The 16,377-nt window shown below is 71.9% G+C and carries 18 protein-coding genes; 8 read left to right on the forward strand and 10 right to left on the reverse strand.

Going from position 1 to position 16,377, the window contains the following annotated elements; genetic code table 11:
* Positions 1–240, forward strand: a 240-nt coding sequence (locus FNH04_RS24080) for a peptide deformylase (protein ID WP_194236792.1), incomplete at its 5' end; no start/stop codon positions are given.
* 108 nt (positions 241–348) lie between these two features.
* Here the strand turns inward: FNH04_RS24080 and FNH04_RS24085 are convergent.
* Positions 349–990 (reverse strand): TetR family transcriptional regulator, encoded by a 642-nt coding sequence (locus FNH04_RS24085; protein ID WP_152787566.1) that lies wholly within the window; start codon positions 988–990, stop codon positions 349–351.
* 171 nt (positions 991–1,161) lie between these two features.
* Here FNH04_RS24085 and FNH04_RS24090 point away from each other — a divergent pair, with 171 nt between their 5' ends.
* Positions 1,162–2,388 carry an acyl-CoA dehydrogenase family protein gene (locus tag FNH04_RS24090; protein ID WP_152787568.1) on the forward strand — a complete coding sequence of 409 codons (1,227 nt, stop codon included), beginning with the start codon at positions 1,162–1,164 and terminating at the stop codon, positions 2,386–2,388.
* A 34-nt stretch (positions 2,389–2,422) separates the two neighbouring features.
* Here FNH04_RS24090 and FNH04_RS24095 read toward each other — a convergent pair whose 3' ends face one another.
* From FNH04_RS24095 to FNH04_RS24130, 8 genes are all read right to left on the reverse strand, one after another.
* The gene (locus tag FNH04_RS24095) at positions 2,423–2,956 is read right to left on the reverse strand and encodes a cupin domain-containing protein (protein WP_322723698.1); all 534 of its coding nucleotides are present in this window, start codon (positions 2,954–2,956) and stop codon (positions 2,423–2,425) included.
* The gene (locus FNH04_RS24100; protein ID WP_152787570.1) at positions 2,953–4,167 is read right to left on the reverse strand and encodes a cytochrome P450; all 1,215 of its coding nucleotides are present in this window, start codon (positions 4,165–4,167) and stop codon (positions 2,953–2,955) included. Before FNH04_RS24100 ends, FNH04_RS24095 begins: the two co-directional genes overlap by 4 nt.
* A 1-nt stretch (position 4,168) precedes the next feature.
* Positions 4,169–5,281, reverse strand: coding sequence for a type III polyketide synthase (locus FNH04_RS24105; protein ID WP_322723705.1), 1,113 nt, complete (start codon positions 5,279–5,281; stop codon positions 4,169–4,171).
* Positions 5,282–5,389: 108 nt separating this feature from the next.
* Positions 5,390–5,626: a DUF6213 family protein gene (locus FNH04_RS24110; protein ID WP_322723701.1), complete on the reverse strand. Its 237-nt coding sequence runs from the start codon at positions 5,624–5,626 to the stop codon at positions 5,390–5,392.
* A 25-nt stretch (positions 5,627–5,651) separates the two neighbouring features.
* Positions 5,652–7,037, reverse strand: coding sequence for an NADP-dependent succinic semialdehyde dehydrogenase (locus tag FNH04_RS24115; protein WP_152787574.1), 1,386 nt, complete (start codon positions 7,035–7,037; stop codon positions 5,652–5,654).
* A 68-nt stretch (positions 7,038–7,105) separates the two neighbouring features.
* On the reverse strand, positions 7,106–7,588 hold the full coding sequence (locus FNH04_RS24120; RefSeq protein WP_322723702.1) for an NUDIX domain-containing protein: 483 nt from the start codon (positions 7,586–7,588) through the stop codon (positions 7,106–7,108).
* Positions 7,585–9,123, reverse strand: a complete 1,539-nt coding sequence (locus tag FNH04_RS24125; RefSeq protein WP_152787598.1) for an ATP-dependent DNA ligase — start codon at positions 9,121–9,123, stop codon at positions 7,585–7,587. The genes FNH04_RS24120 and FNH04_RS24125 overlap by 4 nt, the downstream gene beginning before the upstream one ends.
* Before the next feature lie 97 nt (positions 9,124–9,220).
* Positions 9,221–10,234, reverse strand: coding sequence for an NAD(P)/FAD-dependent oxidoreductase (locus FNH04_RS24130; RefSeq protein WP_152787576.1), 1,014 nt, complete (start codon positions 10,232–10,234; stop codon positions 9,221–9,223).
* A 78-nt stretch (positions 10,235–10,312) separates the two neighbouring features.
* Between FNH04_RS24130 and FNH04_RS24135 the strand changes: the two genes are divergently transcribed.
* The 6 genes from FNH04_RS24135 to FNH04_RS24160 all read left to right on the forward strand — a co-directional run bounded on the left by FNH04_RS24135 (position 10,313) and on the right by FNH04_RS24160 (position 15,582).
* Complete coding sequence (locus FNH04_RS24135; RefSeq protein ID WP_152787578.1) at positions 10,313–10,891, forward strand: helix-turn-helix domain-containing protein; 579 nt, start codon at positions 10,313–10,315, stop codon at positions 10,889–10,891.
* Positions 10,892–10,989: 98 nt separating this feature from the next.
* On the forward strand, positions 10,990–11,967 hold the full coding sequence (locus FNH04_RS24140) for an NADPH:quinone oxidoreductase family protein (protein WP_152787580.1): 978 nt from the start codon (positions 10,990–10,992) through the stop codon (positions 11,965–11,967).
* Positions 11,964–13,145, forward strand: a complete 1,182-nt coding sequence (locus tag FNH04_RS24145) for an acyl-CoA dehydrogenase family protein (protein WP_152787582.1) — start codon at positions 11,964–11,966, stop codon at positions 13,143–13,145. The genes FNH04_RS24140 and FNH04_RS24145 overlap by 4 nt, the downstream gene beginning before the upstream one ends.
* Positions 13,142–14,236, forward strand: a complete 1,095-nt coding sequence (locus FNH04_RS24150; RefSeq protein ID WP_152787584.1) for an acyl-CoA dehydrogenase family protein — start codon at positions 13,142–13,144, stop codon at positions 14,234–14,236. Before FNH04_RS24145 ends, FNH04_RS24150 begins: the two co-directional genes overlap by 4 nt.
* A 174-nt stretch (positions 14,237–14,410) precedes the next feature.
* Positions 14,411–15,274 carry a phosphatidylinositol-specific phospholipase C/glycerophosphodiester phosphodiesterase family protein gene (locus tag FNH04_RS24155; protein WP_152787586.1) on the forward strand — a complete coding sequence of 288 codons (864 nt, stop codon included), beginning with the start codon at positions 14,411–14,413 and terminating at the stop codon, positions 15,272–15,274.
* A gap of 113 nt (positions 15,275–15,387) precedes the next feature.
* Positions 15,388–15,582: a hypothetical protein gene (locus FNH04_RS24160; RefSeq protein ID WP_152787588.1), complete on the forward strand. Its 195-nt coding sequence runs from the start codon at positions 15,388–15,390 to the stop codon at positions 15,580–15,582.
* 2 nt (positions 15,583–15,584) lie between these two features.
* Here the strand turns inward: FNH04_RS24160 and FNH04_RS24165 are convergent.
* On the reverse strand, positions 15,585–16,377 hold a 793-nt coding region (locus FNH04_RS24165), incomplete at its 5' end, for a phosphodiester glycosidase family protein (protein ID WP_152787590.1).

Raw genomic sequence — 16,377 nt, forward strand, 5'->3', positions numbered from 1 at the left:
CCTGAGGGGTGTCTGTCGTTGCCGGGGCTCGAGGCGGGGACCGAGAGGTACGACGAGGCCGTGGTCGAGGGGGTGACGGTGACCGGGGAGCCGGTCACCGTCCGCGGTACGGGGTTCTTCGCGCGGTGTCTGCAGCACGAGTGTGATCACTTGGACGGGCGCGTGTATGTGGATCGGCTCGTGGGGTGGCGTAAGCGGAGGGTTGTGCGGCAGATCGCGCGAGCGCCGTGGGGGCGTTGACGGCTTGACGGCTTGGCGGCTGCGGGTTGTGTGTGGCTGGTCGCGCCCGCGCGGCGGAGCCGCATATTGGGCACAGCCCCGCGCCCCTGAGAACCCCAGGCGCACCCATCAGAAGCCTGGTCCTCCGACCTTGTCACCCGCCGCCGCCAGCCTGCCCCACAGCAGGTCCGCCAGGCTGCGTACCAACTCCCTGCGGGAGCAGGGGCGTTCACCCAGCCACCAGTCGCCGGCCGCGTGCATCATGCCGACGATGCCGTGGCCCCACACCCGCGCGAGGCGCTCGCCGTCGGGGCCGAGGTCGAGTCGTTCCTCGATGACCTGGGCGAGTTCCTCGCCCATGCGACGGAGCAGGGGAGCGGAGTGCTTGCCCACGTCGAAGCCCTCGCCCTGATGGCCGCCCTCCGCAGGGTGCATCAGGAAGCGGTACACCTGAGGACGTGCCTCGATCGCGGTCAGATAGGTGTCGAGCGTCTGCTCGACCCGTTCACGGCGCTCCGCCGGGGCGTCCAGCGCCGCCCGCAGTGAGTCGAGGAGCGCGTCCGTGTGGCGCTTGGCGAGGGCCGCGTAGAGTCCGCCCTTGTCGCCGAAGTGGCGGTAGAGGATCGGCTTGGTGATCCCCGCCTCGGCGGCGATGGCGTTCATGGAGGCTCCGGGGCCGTCGCGGAGCACCACTCGGTCGGCGGCTTCGAGCAGTTCGCGACGGCGGCGGTCGGCGGACCGTTCCTGGTCGGTCCGCTGCGTGGTGTCCATGTGTTTCTCCCCACCCCGTGCTGATTTGGTGACGCCTGCGCAAACTAACACTCATTGCCGCGTTCCCATCGAACGGGCTGCCGAGCTCGTTTCGGGAGTTGACTTTTCCTACCGGTCGGTAACAGACTGCTGTTACCTTAGGTAACACGTTAGTGCAGTGCTGGAGGGGTCATGGCCGAGTTCACCATGGAGCTCAACGAGGAACAGAAGGAGGTCCGCGACTGGCTCCACGGTTTCGCCGCCGATGTGATCCGCCCCGCGGCCGCCGAATGGGACGAGCGCGAGGAGACTCCCTGGCCGGTCATCCAGGAGGCCGCCAAGGTCGGTATCTACTCGCTGGACTTCTACGCCCAGCAGTACTTCGATCCCACCGGCCTCGGCATCCCCATGGCCATGGAGGAGCTGTTCTGGGGTGACGCGGGTATCGCCCTGTCCATCGTAGGCACCGGTCTCGCCGCCGTGGGAGTCCTCGCCAACGGTACCGAGGAGCAGATCGGCACCTGGATCCCCCAGATGTACGGCGATGCGGGCGACGTCAAGGTCGCCGCGTTCTGCTCCTCCGAGCCCGACGCCGGCTCCGACGTGGCCTCCATGCGCACCCGCGCCGTCTACGACGAGGCCAAGGACGAGTGGGTGCTGAGCGGCACCAAGACCTGGGCGACCAACGGCGGCATCGCCAACGTCCACGTCGTGGTCGCGGTCGTCGACCCCGAGCTGGGCTCCAAGGGCCACGCCTCCTTCATCGTCCCGCCGAACACGCCGGGCCTGTCCCAGGGGCAGAAGTTCAAGAAGCACGGCATCCGCGCCTCGCACACCGCCGAGGTCGTCCTGGAGGACGTCCGCGTCCCCGGCTCCTGCCTCCTCGGCGGCAAGGAGAAGCTCGACGAGCGCCTCGCCCGTGCCCGTGAGAGGGCCAAGGCGGGCGGTGAGCGCGTGAAGAACGCCGCGATGGCGACGTTCGAGGCGTCCCGGCCCGCCGTGGGTGCGATGGCCGTGGGCACGGCCCGCGCCGCGTACGAGGTCGCCCTCGACTACGCCAGGACGCGTGAGCAGTTCGGGCGGCCGATCATCGACAACCAGGGCGTCGCCTTCCAGCTCGCGGATATGCGGACGTCCATCGACGCGGCACGGCTGCTGGTGTGGCGGGCGTCCTGGATGGCGATCAACGGGAAGCCGTTCACCGCGGCCGAGGGGTCGATGTCCAAGCTGTTCGCGAGCGAGACCGCGAAGAAGGTGACCGGGCAGGCGATCCAGATCCTGGGCGGCAACGGGTACACGCGGGAGTACCCGGTGGAGCGGATGCACCGGGACGCTGCCATCTACACCATCTTCGAGGGGACCAGCGAGATCCAGCGTCTGGTGATCGCGCGGACCTTGTCCGGGATGCCGATCCGGTAGCGCCGTGGGGGCGCGGCACAGCGCCGTGCCCCTTTCAGCCGCGCGCCCTCAGCGGTGTCAGCTGCTCGATGTCGTATCGGCGCCGCAACTCCTCGATCGCCTCGTGGTCCGGTGGGCCCCCCGCCGCCAGGATCTCCAGCAGCTCCTCGAAGTACCGCTCGTGATCGGGTGGCGGCGACGCCTGGAAGAACATCTTCGCCGGGGCGTCGGTGGGGTTGGCGAACGCGTGGGGGCAGCCCGGTGGTACGACGACGACCGTGCCCGGGGTCGCCCGCACGGCCCGGTTGCCCGTGCTCGACTCCCAGTGGCGCCAGCTGTCGGGGGTGCGTACGCGGGGCTCGAAGGCGAGGACGTCCAGCTCGCCTTCGAGCACGTAGAAGAGCTCCTCGCTGCGGGTGTGCACATGGGCGCCCACGTCGAAGCCGGGCGGGACGACGACCTCGAAGCTGGACGCCGCGCGGGAGTGCGAGCCGGTCACCTTGAACGTCACGGAGTGCGCGGGTGTGCGCACCGTGCGGCCGTGGCCCGGTGGTACGAGGAGCCCCTCGGACGGGGTGAGTGCGGTCACCAGGCGACGGGCAGGGACTCGGGCCCGCGGATCAGCGCGCCGCGCCGCCACGGGACCTCGGCGGCCGGGACGGCGAGGCGCAGCGTGGGCACCCTGTCCAGGAGCGCGTCCACGATCAGCTCCGTCTCCAGCCCGGCCACCAGGGCGCCCGCGCAGGAGTGCGTACCGTTCCCGAACGCCAGCTGCGGGTTCGGGTCGCGGCCGAAGTCGACCCAGTCGGGGTCGGGGAAGACGTCGGGGTCGCGGTTGGCGGCCACGTAGGAGACGTACACCGGGTCGCCCTCCCGGATCCGCACCCCATGGATCACCACGTCCTCCGTGGCGACGCGCGGCAGGCCGACGGCGCTGCGGTGCGGGATGTAGCGCAGCAGTTCGGCGAGGGCCCGGGGGCGCACTTCGGGTTCGGCGCGCAGTTGCTCGAACAGGGCGGGCCGGGTGAGCAGGAGGTAGAACATCTGCCCGGTGCTGTGGGTGACCGCCTCGCCGCCGAGCTGGATCGGCACCGCGAGCGCCGTCGCCTCCTCCTCGGTGAGGTCCCCTCGGCCCACCGCCGCGCCGAGCAGCGAGACGACGTCCTCGCCGTCGGAGTCCCGGCGCTCGGCGATCAGCTTCGAGAAGTACGCCGCCATGTCCCGCCCGGCCCGTTCGGCGGTCTCGGCGCCGTGCTCGGCGGAGAGGACCAGCCGGGACCAGGCGCGCAGGGTACGGCCGTCGGTGGCGGGGACGCCCATCAGCTCGCAGACGACGGCGGCGGGGAAGGGGGCCAGGACCCGTTCGACCAGGTCGGCCGGGGGCCCGGCCCGCAGCATCTCGTCGACCATCCCGTCGAGCGTCCGGCGGGCGTTCTCACGCAGCCGTTCGACACCCGGCGCGGTGAGGGCGGGCGCCACCGACGCGTACAGCCGGGCGTGGTCGGGGTCGTCGGCGAGGTTCAGCGCGCCGGGCTGCGGAACCATGTGCGGCGCCGGCCGGGTGATCCGGCGGCCGGCCACCTCCGCGCGGCTGAACCGAGGGTCGCTCGTCACCCACCGTACGTCGTCGTGGCGTGTCACCAGCCAGGCCCAGCCCTCGCCGTGCGGCAGCTCGATCCGGGTGAGGGGGCCCTCGCGCATCAGCTCGGCCAGTACGGGGTCGAAGTCCACCCCGGTCAGGTTCAGGGCGGGCCAGTGCCGTACCGGAGGCGCCGGCATCGTCTCTTCGCTCGGGGTCATGTCACGCCCTCTCCTTCGAGTGCCGCCAGCGGCCCAGGGCCATCTCCGCGGTGATACCGGGCCCGAACCCGGCGAGCAGCCCGCGCGCCTTGGGCTCGGCGCCGCCCGCCTCGAAGAGCCGGCGCAGCGCGTCCAGCACGACGGCGCTCGCGATGTTGCCGTACTCGGTGAGCGTCGCCCGGCTGAACCGGAACGCCTCCGGCGGGACGTCCAGAAACCTGCTGAGGTCGTCCAGAATGCGCGGACCGCCCGCGTGGACGATGTAGAAGTCCAGGTCGGAGGCGTTCCAGCCGTGCTCCGAGGCAAGGTTGCGAAGCGCCGGGGCGAGCGGTTCCATCGTGGCCGGCACCCGCTTGTCCAGCACGAAGTGGAAGCCGGTGGCACGCACGTCGTACGCGATCCAGTCCTCGGTCTTGGGGATGAGGTACGAGCCGTTGCGCTCCAGCCTGATGCCGGTGCCGCCCCTGCCGCGGACCACGGCGGCCGCGACACCGTCCCCGAAGAGGCCGTTGGACAGCAGCGAACCGACACCGAGGTCGGTCGGCTGGTAGCACAGCGAGCAGAACTCGCAGGCCACGATGAGGGCGTTGGCGTCGGGGTACGCCGTGCAGAAGTCATGGGCCCGGTTGATCGCGGCACCCCCGGCCGCGCAGCCCAGCTGGGCGATCGGTGTCTGCCGGGTGTCGCTGCGGAAGTCCATCGCGTTGATCAGCCAGGCCGTCAGCGACGGCATCATGAACCCCGTGCACGAGACGTAGATGATCACGTCGATGTCCGTGGTGAGCATCTCCGCGTCGTCGAGGGCCCGCTGCACGACCGCCGGCACCCGGGCCTTCGCCTCGGCCTCGTAGAGCTTGTTGCGCTCCTCGAAACCCGGGTGCCGGAGCGTCTCCTCGATGGGCTGCACGATGTGCCGGGTACGGACTCCGGTGTTCTCGATCAGCCGGAGCGCCAGCGGCAGTTGCGGATGGTCCGCGTGGAGCGTGCGCGCCAGCTCCAGCGTCTCCTCCAGCGTGATCACATGCTCCGGAACGGAGACCGCCGGCCTGCACAGAGTCGCCATGGGGCACGCCCGCTTTCGCCGCCCGGGGGATGTCCGCGTTCCCCGATGGATGGTGTTTCTTCCACGATCACCCGGCGGCGGGGGGAACTCGCGCCGGACTACTCCGGAGCAGTGATCCGGATCAGGGGGAGGAGAGGCAAAGGAGCGGCGCGCGTGGCGCTAGCCCGTCGTGCCACTGCTGTGCGCGATGCACGCCACGTCGATGCGGTCGGCCAGCTTGGCCAGTTCGATCGTGAGGGTCGCCACCGTTTCCTCGTCGAGCCCGCCCTGGCCGGCCTCCACCAGGTACAGCCAACGGCCGCCCACCGTGCGCAGCAGCTTGCTGACGTCGGCGGCCGCCACCTGCAACGTGCCGCGGTCGTCGACGATCAGAGGGAGAGTCACTTCGCGGTTCACAGGGGGGATCGTAACCGCGGAGAGCTCACGCTCCGTGCCATACGGTGGTGATGTTGCAGAACTCGCGAATTCCGTGCCCCGACAGCTCACGTCCGTAGCCGGACCGCTTGGCCCCGCCGAACGGGAGCGCCGGGTGGGAGGCCGTCATCCCGTTGATGTACACGCCGCCCGCCTCCAGGTCGCGGACGAACCGGTCGACCTCGGCCCCGTCGCGTGTCCACACGTTCGAGCTCAGTCCGAACGGTGTGTCGTTGGCGATCGCGACCGCCTCGTTCAGATCGGCGACCCGGTACAGCGTGGCGACCGGCCCGAAGGCCTCCTCATGGTGGATGCGCATCCCGGGGGTCACGTCGGCGAGGACGGTCGGCGGGTAGTACCAGCCGGGCCCGTCGGGGCGCTCGCCGCCGCACAGGACCGTGGCGCCGCTCTCCACCGCGTCGCCGACCAGAGCCTCCAGGTCCTCGCGTCCCCGCTCACTGGAGAGCGGCCCGACGTCGGTGTCCTCCTCCAGGGGGTCGCCGACCTTCAGCGTCTTCATGCCCTCGGTGAAGCGCTCGGCGAAGGCGTCGAACACGTCCGTGTGCACGATGAACCGCTTGGCGGCGATGCACGACTGCCCGGTGTTCTGCACGCGCGCCGTCACCGCCGTCTTCGCGGCCCGGTCGACGTCCGCCGACGGCATCACGACATACGGGTCGCTGCCGCCCAGCTCCAGGACCGTCTTCTTGACCTCGTCCCCGGCGACCGAGGCGACCGCGCGGCCCGCGGGCTCGCTGCCGGTGAGCGTGGCGGCCTTCACCCGCGGGTCGCGCAGGATGTCCTCGACCGCGCCGGAGCCGATGAGCAGGGTCTGGAAGCAGCCCTCGGGGAAGCCCGCCCGGTGGAACAGGTCCTCCAGGTACAGGGCCGTCTGCGGCACGTTCGACGCGTGCTTGAGCAGGCCCACGTTGCCCGCCATCAGCGCGGGCGCCGCGAACCGGACCACCTGCCAGAACGGGAAGTTCCACGGCATCACCGCGAGCACCGGGCCGAGCGGCCGGTAGCGGACCAGGACACGGGAGGCGCCGGAGTCCTCCACATCGGACTCGGCGGGCTCCTCGTCGGCGAGGAGCCTCGCGGCGTGATCGGCGTACCAGCGCATCGCCTTGGCACACTTGGCGGCCTCGGCGCGGGCCTGCCTGATCGGCTTGCCCATCTCCGTCGTCATCACGTAGGCGATGTCCTCGGCGTCCTCGTCGAGGAGTTCGGCGGCCCGGCGCAGCAGGCGGGCGCGCTCGTCGAAGGAGGTGGTCCGGTAGGTGCGGAACGCGCTGTCGGCGGTGGCGAGCCTGCGCTCGATCTCCTCCTCGCCCAGGGCGTCGTACGTCTTGATCGTCTCGCCGTTCGCGGGGTTCACCGTCGCGATGGCCATGACCGGCCTCCTGAGGACACGCTGTGCTTCGACCTTCCCGCGCGGCGGCGGGGGCCGCGACCGCGGGTTCAGTCCGGGCTGGGGCTGTCCGAGTGCTCCGCCAGCCGGTCCAGAAACGCCGCCTGTGCCGTGACGATCACCTCACGCGCACGGTCGAGGCCGAACCACTCCACGCGGTCCAGTTCGGGGAACTCCTGGACCCGGCCCGACTTCGGCGGCCACTCCATGCGGAAGGTCCCCGGGACCACGGTCGCCGGGTCGAGGTCGGCCTCGACCGCCCAGGCGGTGACGATCTTGCCGCCCGTCTGCCGTACCTCGCCCAGCGGCAGGGCCTCGCCGTCGGGCGGCGGGAGGCCCAGCTCCTCCTGGAACTCACGGCGCGCCGCGTCCCATGAGGGTTCGTCGGGCTCGTACTCGCCCTTCGGCACGGTCCACGCCCCGGCGTTCCGCCGCGCGAAGAACGGACCGCCCATGTGCCCGAGCAGTACCTCCAGACCGTTGCCGGCGCGCCGGAACAGCAGCAGGCCAGCGCTTCGCCTCGGCGTCGTCACCGGGTCACCTCCGGGTGGGCGTCCAGCAGTGCCTCGACCGTGTCGGCCTCGGCGGGGGACTTGTCCTCGCGGTAGCGCACGACGCGGGCGAAGCGGAGGGTGACGCCGGCCGGGTAGCGGGTGGAGCGCTGGAGACCGTCGTACGCGATCTCCACGACGAGTTCGGGCCGCACGGTGACGCCCCAGCGGGTCTCCTCGACGACCAGCTCACTCAGCCGCTCGGTCTGCCAGGTGAGCATCGCGTCGGTCATGCCCTTGAAGGTCTTGCCGAGCATCGCGAAGGACCCGTCCGGGTTCCGCGCGCCCAGATGGAGGTTGGAGAGCTTGCCGGTGCGGCGTCCGTGGCCCCACTCGGCGGCGAGGACGACCAGGTCGAGCGTGTGGACGGGTTTCACCTTCAGCCAGGAGGCGCCGCGCCGGCCCGCGGTGTAGGGGGCGTCGAGGGCCTTGAGGACGACGCCCTCGTGGCCGCGGCGCAGCGTCCCGGCGAGGAACTCCTCGGCCGTGGCGAGGTCGTCCCGTCCGTGCGCGAGCGTGCGCCGTACCCGCATCGGCTCGGGCACCAGCCGGGCCAGCACGTCGTGCCGCTCGGCGAACGGCAGGTCGAGCAGGTCCCGGCCGTCGACGGACAGCGCGTCGAAGAAGACGGGGGAGACGGGGACCTCGTGTGCGGCCGTCGCCACGTCCACCCGCGAGCCCACCCGGCCCGCGGTCTCCTGGAAGGACCGCGGGCGCCCGTTCTCGTCCAGCGCGATGACCTCACCGTCGAGGATGAACCGCTCACCCTTCAGCTCCAGGGCCGCGGAGGTGAGCTCGGGCAGCCGGTCGGTGATGTCGTCGAGGGTGCGGGTGTAGAGCCGTACGTCGTCGCCGTCGCGGTGGACCTGGACGCGGATGCCGTCCAGCTTCTCCTCGACCGCGCACAGGCCGAGCTTCTCGACGGCCTCCGCCACCGAGGACGCGGAGTGCGCCAGCATCGGCAGGACCGGACGGCCGACGGTGAGCCGGAAACGGTCGAGGGCAGACGGGCCGTCCGCGAGCAGCGCCCGCGCCACGGCCCGCAGCGACCCCGCGAGCATCACGGCACGGCGTACGTCGGCCGCGGGCGCCCCCGTCGCCTCCGCGAGCCCCTCGACGGCCAGCGCGTCCAGGGCGCCCTGCCGCACCTCCCCGGTGAGCAGCCCGAACAGGAACCGCTGTTCGTCGGCGGTGGCCGCGGCCAGCAACTCGCCTACCAGACGTCCGCGTTCGGCCTGGGAGCCGCTGCCGCTGACGGCACCGACCGCCGTCAGCCGGGCGTCCACCTCCCGGACCGTCAGCGTGGGGTCGGTGGCGGGTGCGACGGGCCGGCTCAGGAGCTTCCAGCCGATGCCGAGCCGCCCCTGCGGCAGTCGGCCGGCCAGATACGGGATGACGATCGGTACGTCGTCCGCCTCCGCGTCCCGGAACAGCTCGGCGAGCAGAGCCGTCTTCCGGGAGCGCGCCGAGGTGGCGGCGACCTCCTGGGACACACGGGCGAGCCGGGCGAACAGCATGCCCTCCATGGTGCAACGGAGGCAGGCGGTCCGCGCCCGGTCGGCCGCGGTGCCCCTCGCACCGCCCTGCACGGCGGAGTCGAGATCGGCCATGGTTCTACTCGTTGTGCTCCTGCGCGGTGGCGTCCAGGTCGGTCATGAGCAGTTCCCCGTTGATCGCCGCCGCTGCCCGGTACCCGCCGCTCGCCGCGTGGACGACCTGTTCCGCGAAACCGATGGCGTTGCCCGCCGCCCAGACGCCGGGCACGGTCGTCCGGCCCGTTTCGTCGACGACGGGATACGCGCCGAAGGGGGTTTCGCGCAGTTCGGCGCCCAGTTGCTCCAGGAGACCCGTGCGCGGAACGGCGCGGGGCACGACGAACACCACCGAGCGGTCGTGTGTCGTGCCGTCCGTGAGCCGGACGCCTGCGAGCCGGTCGTCGGTGATCTCGAGGCCCGCCACCTCGCCGGGGACGACCTTCACGCCGGCCGCGGCGAGCCTGCGCAGGTCCTCGTCCGCGAGCTCCTTCTCGGCGACCGTGTGCAGGAACAGGGTCACGTCCTTCGACCACTGGGACACCATCAGCGCCTGGTGCACGCTCATCGGGGCCGAGGCCAGCACCCCGAACGCCTGGTCGCGCACCTCCCAGCCGTGGCAGTACGGGCAGTGCAGCACGTCCCGGCCGAAGCGCTCGGCGACGCCCGGCACCGCGGGCAGCTCGTCCGCCAGGCCGGTGGCGACCACCAGCCGGCGCGCGTACACGGTCCGCCCGCTCGCGAGCGCCACGGCGAAGTCCTCACCACGGGACACGTCCACCGCCAGGTCGCGCACGAGCTCGACGCCGTACCGGGTGATCTCCTCGCGTCCCAGGGCGAGGAACTCCGTCGGCGGCATACCGTCCCGCGACAGATAGCCCTGCATGTGCGCGGCGGGTGCGTTGCGCGGCTCGCCCGCGTCGACGACGAGGGTGCGGCGCCGGGCCCGGCCCAGGACCAGCGCGGCCGAGAGCCCGGCAGCTCCGCCGCCGATGACGACCACCTCGTACTTCTCGGTCCCGTGCGCCTCGGTCTCGTACGCCTCGGTCCCGTGCGCCTCGGTCTCGTTCCTGTCGGTCTCGTTCTTGTCGGTCATGGTGACCACCTCCACTCGAGAAGGTCCCCCGAGTGCTGCCGTATTGACAAACATCTTTGCCGAAACTGCAATAGCCCTATGAGTGACGACACGGACGAGGTGCTTGCGGAAGTCGGCCCCCGGCTGCGGCGGATCCGCAAGGAGCGGGGTGCGACGCTCGCCGGACTGTCGGAGGCCACCGGTATTTCCGTGAGTACCCTCTCGCGGCTGGAGTCCGGGCTGCGCAAGCCCAGCCTGGAGCTGCTGCTGCCCATCGCCCGGGCCCATCAGGTGCCGCTGGACGAGCTGGTCGGCGCCCCGCCGGTGGGGGACCCCCGGATCCGCGCCAAGCCGATCGTGAGGAACGGCCGCACCCACTGGCCGCTGACCCGCCAACCGGGCGGGCTCCAGGCGTTCAAGGTGCTGGAGCCGCAGCGCAGACCGGAGCCGGATCCGAGGGTCCACGAGGGCTACGAGTGGCTGTACGTGCTGTCCGGTCGGCTGCGTCTCGTACTGGGCGACCATGACGTGGTGCTCGTGGCGGGGGAGGCCGCCGAGTTCGACACGAGGGTGCCGCACTGGTTCGGGTCGACGGGGGAGGGGCCGGTGGAGTTCCTCAGTCTGTTCGGTCCGCAGGGGGAGCGGATGCACGTACGGGCGCACCCCAGGAGGTCGTGAGGTGCCTGACTGTTCCCTGATGGGCAAGCAACCGCTTAGTATGCGGACGACCCCGGTCAGGCGGACAGAACGAGCGCGGTAGTCCCGTGGAGGCCCCCATGCAGGCATGGCAAGTGCACGAGAACGGCGAGCCGGGCGAGGTGATGCGGCTCGAGGACGTCGAGCCCCCCACGCCCGGCGACGGCCAGGTCCTGCTGAGGGTCCGCGCGGCGAACATCAACTTCCCGGACGCGCTGCTGTGCCGTGGCCAGTACCAGGTCAGGCCCCCGCTGCCGTTCACGCCCGGCGTGGAGATCTGCGGCGAGACCGAGGACGGGCGCCGGGTGATCGCGAACCCGGCGCTGCCGTACGGCGGGTTCGCCGAGTACGCCGTCGCGGACGGCGCCGCCGTACTGCCCGCGCCCGGCGCGCTGGACGACGCCGAGGCCGCCGCCCTGCACATCGGCTACCAGACGGGCTGGTTCGGACTGCACCGGCGGGCCGGTCTGGAGGCCGGGGAGACGCTGCTCGTGCACGCCGCCGCGGGAGGGGTCGGCAGCGCGGCCGTGCAGCTCGGCAAGGCCGCGGGCGCCACCGTCATCGGTGTCGTCGGCGGCGCCGACAAGGCCGCCGTGGCCCGGGAGCTCGGCTGCGACGTCGTGGTCGACCGGCGTGCCGAGGACGTCATCGCCGCCGTGAAGGAGGCCACCGGCGGCCGGGGCGCCGACGTGATCTACGACCCGGTCGGCGGCCAGGCCTACGCCCAGTCCGCCAAGGTCGTCGCCTTCGAGGGCCGGATCGTGGTCGTCGGCTTCGCCAGCGGCTCCATCCCCAGCCCGGGGCTGAACCATGCCCTCGTGAAGAACTACTCGATCCTGGGCCTGCACTGGGGTCTCTACAACACCAAGAACCCCAAGCTGGTCCAGCACTGCCACGAGCAGCTCACCGAGCTCGCGGCCAGGGGCGCGATCAAGCCGCTGGTGAGCGAGCGGGTGCCGCTGGAGGGCGCCGCGGCCGCCGTGCAGCGCGTCGCCGACGGGGTGACCACCGGCCGGGTCGCCGTAGTGCCCTCGCTGGAGAACGGAGCCGCCGCATGACCGACGCAGCCGACCTCAAGCGCCGTACGGCCGAGTTGCTGGCCGCACACCCGCCCGCCACCACCGACCGCCTCGATTTCCTGCGCGCCCGCTTCGACGCCGGGCTCGCCTGGGTGCACTACCCCGAGGGCCTCGGCGGCCTCGGTGCCCCGCGCTCCCTCCAGGTGGTCGTGGACGCGGAGTTGGAGGCCGCCGCTGCCCCCGACAACGACCCGCGGCGCATCGGCATCGGCCTCGGTATGGCCGCTCCGACGATCCTCGCCTTCGGCACGGAGGAGCAGAAGCGGCGGTACCTGCGGCCGCTGTGGACCGGGGAGGAGGTCTGGTGCCAGCTCTTCAGTGAGCCCGGCGCCGGATCCGACCTCGCCGCGCTCGGTACGCGGGCCGTCCGTAACGGCGAGGACTGGGTGGTCAACGGGCAGAAGGTGTGGACGTCGAGCGCGCACCTCGCCCGCTGGGCCATCCTCATCGCCCGTACCGACCCGGACGTGCCCAAGCACCGGGGCATCACGTACTTCATCTGCGACATGACCGATCCGGGCGTCGAGGTCCGGCCGCTCAGGCAGGTCACCGGCGAGGCCGAGTTCAACGAGGTGTTCATCACCGATGTGCGCATCCCGGACTCGCGTCGCCTCGGCGAGGCCGGCGACGGCTGGACGGTCGCGCAGACCACGCTGAACAACGAACGCGTCGCCATCGGAGGCATGCGGCTGCCCCGCGAGGGCGGCATGATCGGGCCGGTCGCGAAGACCTGGCGAGAGCGCCCCGAACTGCGCACGCACGACCTGCACCAGAGGCTGCTGAAGCTGTGGGTGGAGGCCGAGGTCGCCCGCCTGACCGGTGAGCGCCTGCGCCAGCAGCTCGTCGCGGGACAGCCCGGCCCCGAGGGCGCCGGCATGAAGCTCGCCTTCGCCCGCCTCAACCAGGAGATCAGCGGCCTGGAGGTCGAACTCCGGGGCGAGGAGGGCCTGTTGTACGACGACTGGACGATGCGCCGCCCGGAACTCGTGGACTTCACCGGCCGCGACGCCGGCTACCGCTACCTCCGCTCCAAGGGCAACAGCATCGAGGGCGGGACCACCGAGGTCCTGCTGAACATCGTCGCCGAGCGCGTCCTGGGCCTGCCCGCCGAGCCGCGCACCGACAAGGACGTCGCGTGGAAGGACCTGGCCCGATGACAACGCAGCGCGCACAGCCCGACCTGCTGTACTCGGAGGAGGAAGAGGCCCTCCGCGCGGCCGTCCGCGACCTGCTGACCGACCACTGCGACGCGGCGAGCGTGATCGCGCGCATCGAGTCCGACACCCCGCACGACCTCTCGCTGTGGAAGGCCCTCACCGAAGGAATGGGCCTCGCGGGCCTGCTCGTACCGGAGGAACTGGACGGCCAGGGCGCCACTCACCGGGAGGCCGCCGTCGTGCTGGAGGAGTTGGGGCGGGCTGTCGCGCCCGTCCCGTACCTGACCAGTGCCGTCGTCGCCACCGAGGCTCTGTTGGAGTGCGGTGCCGACGACCTGCTGTCCCAGTTGGCGTCCGCGACGGTGATCGGCGCCCTCGCCGTCTCGCTGAGCGTTCCCGCCGGGAGCGCCTACAAGGTCGTACGGTTCGAAAACGGTGCCCTGCACGGTGAGCTGACCGGTATCGCGGACGCGGCCGTCGCCGATCTGCTGCTGGTGCCCGCCGACGACGGGGGCCTGTACGCGGTCGACGCCTCGGCCGCGGTCATCACCCCGCAGGTGTCCCTGGACCTGACCCGCCCGCTGGCGAAGGTCGTCCTCGACGGGGCGCCGGGACGTCTGCTGGGGGACGCGGAACCCGCCGTGCAACGCGCCCTGCGCGCCGGTGCCGGGCTGCTGACCTCCGAGCAACTCGGACTGGCCGACTGGACGTTGACCGAGACGGTCCGCTATCTGAAGGAGCGCAAGCAGTTCAACCGGCCGGTCGGCGGCTTCCAGGCGCTCAAGCACCGGCTCGCCCAGCTGTGGCTGGAGGTCGTCAACCTGCGCGCCGCGGCCCGCAACGCGGCCGACGCCCTCTCCACCGGCAGCCACGACAGCGACGTGGCGGTCGCCGTCGCCCAGGCCTACGCCGCGCCCGTCGCGGTCCACGCGGCCGAGGAGGCCGTCCAACTGCACGGCGGCATCGGCATGACGTGGGAGCACCCGGCGCATCTGTACCTCAAGCGCGCCAAGGCCGACTCGATCGCCTACGGCACGGCGGGCCGCCACCGGGAGACGCTGGCCGGACTCGTGGACCTGCGGACCCCCTGACGTACACCCGTGTGAAGCCCGCCCCACCTGGGGCGGGCTTCTCCGTGTGCGCCCGCGGACGACATGAACGGACAGTGGCGGTCCGGCCAACTCCCCGCACAGTACTGCTCTTCGGCGCACACGGGCTCGCATACTCCCTGGAGGCCCCGTACGGCACATCCAGGGAGGCAGAGCATGGCCGTCACCACCCGCCGCAGAGCCCTCACCACCCTCGGCGCCGCCCTCGCGGGCACGGTCGCCCTGCCCGCCGCGAACGCGTGGGCGGGCGAACGCAAGCACAGCCCGCGCCCCTTGTGGCGCGCCCACGCCCACAACGACTACGAGCATCCGCGCCCCCTCCTCGACGCGCTCGACCACCGCTTCGGCAGCGCCGAGGCCGACATCTTCCTCGTCGGGGACCAGCTCCTGGTGGCCCACGACCCCGTCGACCTCGACCCCGCACGCACCCTCGAATCCCTCTACCTCGACCCGCTCGCGGCCCGGGTGAGGGCCAACCACGGCTCGGTGTACCGGGGTTACCGCAAGCCGCTCCAGCTCCTCATCGACATCAAGACCGAGGGCGCGTCGACCTACCTCGAACTCGACCGCCATCTGCGGCGCTACCGGCACCTGTTCACGACGTACGCCCACGGCCGCGTCCGTCCCGGCCCGGTCACGGCCGTGATCTCCGGCGACCGCGCCGCCCGGGTCCCCATGGAGGCGCAGACCGTCCGCCGCGCTTTCTACGACGGCCGTCTCGCCGATCTCGAAGGTCCCGCCCCCGCCTCCTTCGCCCCGCTGATCAGCGACAACTGGACGCTCAACTTCACCTGGCAGGGCGTGGGCGCCTTCCCGGACGCCGAGCGGCAGAAGCTGCGGGGCATCGTCCGGACGGCGCACGCGCGCGGGCAGAGGGTGCGGTTCTGGGCCACGCCCGATCTCGCGGGCCCCGCCCGGGACGCGGTGTGGACCGAACTCCTCGCCGCCGGTGTCGATCACCTCAACACCGACGACCTCGCAGGTCTGGAGGCCTTCCTCGACGCCCACCGGAAGGCGTAGGAGCCGTCTGACACCACACGTTCGGCGGACACGTCAGCCACACCGGCAAACCCTCCGCTACGCCACACTTGCGGCCGAACGCCGCGAAGCGGACGTGGCGGAGGAGGTTGACGATGGCTGTTTCCATCTCGGTGGTGCTGCTGCTCCTGATCCTGGCGGTGGTGTTCCTGCGCAACGGCGCTCTGAAGATCACGCACGCCCTGGTCTGCGTTCTGCTCGGTTTCTGTCTGGCCGGTACGAGCATGGCCCCGACCATCCACAGCGGGCTCTCGGCGACCGCGAACCTGGTGAGCGGCCTCAGGCCGTGATGTCACTTGCGTGAGAAGACGCCGACCCCGTTGGGGACGGGCCGCTCGGCGCCGCCGCTCGGATGGTTCCGCACGGAGACCGCGGCCGCGCCCGGCTCGCGCGCGACCAGTGTGCTCGAACCGCCGCCGTCGAGGCTGAACGCGTCCGTCGACCCCAACTCCCGCATGACATCGGCCACTTCCGCGATGGTCAGCCCCGTGCGGTACTCCGGCGCGCCGTCCAGGGCGAGCAGCAGCAGCCGGCGACCGCCGTTCGCGATGCCCGCGGCGGTCCGCACGGCCGACGTCGTGGCGTCGAGGCCCGGCAGCGGACGGCCGTGGGCGAGGACCGGATAGCCGCCGACCGCGAAGTCGTACGGGACGCGGGTCCCCGCCGCCACGAGCCGGTGCCGTATCCGGACCGGTTCGCCCATCGACAGCTTGCGCAACTGCTGCGCGCCCGCCTCCCGGCCGACCAGGACCGTGGTGCCGGAGGGGATCGCGCCCCTGCCCGGTGTGCCGGCCGCCGAGACGACCCGGCCGTCGGTGACCGTCACCTCGTGGGTGTCCGTGCTGCACGGCGCCGCACGGTCCGTGTCCGTACCGCAGACGGCCCGCATCCGGGAGACACTGCCCCAGCCCGGGGTGAACGCGCCGATGGAACCCTCCGGCAGCGCGTACTGGTCGAGGCCGCGCAGGTCGAGCACCGAGTCGTCCGTCCTTACCGAACCGTGGAGGGCGAGCCGGTCCAGCCGGGCTCTGCGGTCGGTGCCGACACCGAGCACGTCCTCGGTGCTCGTACCGGGCGGGAGGGCC

The sequence above is a fragment of the Streptomyces phyllanthi genome, assembly GCF_009377205.1.
GTDB lineage: Bacteria > Actinomycetota > Actinomycetes > Streptomycetales > Streptomycetaceae > Streptomyces > Streptomyces phyllanthi.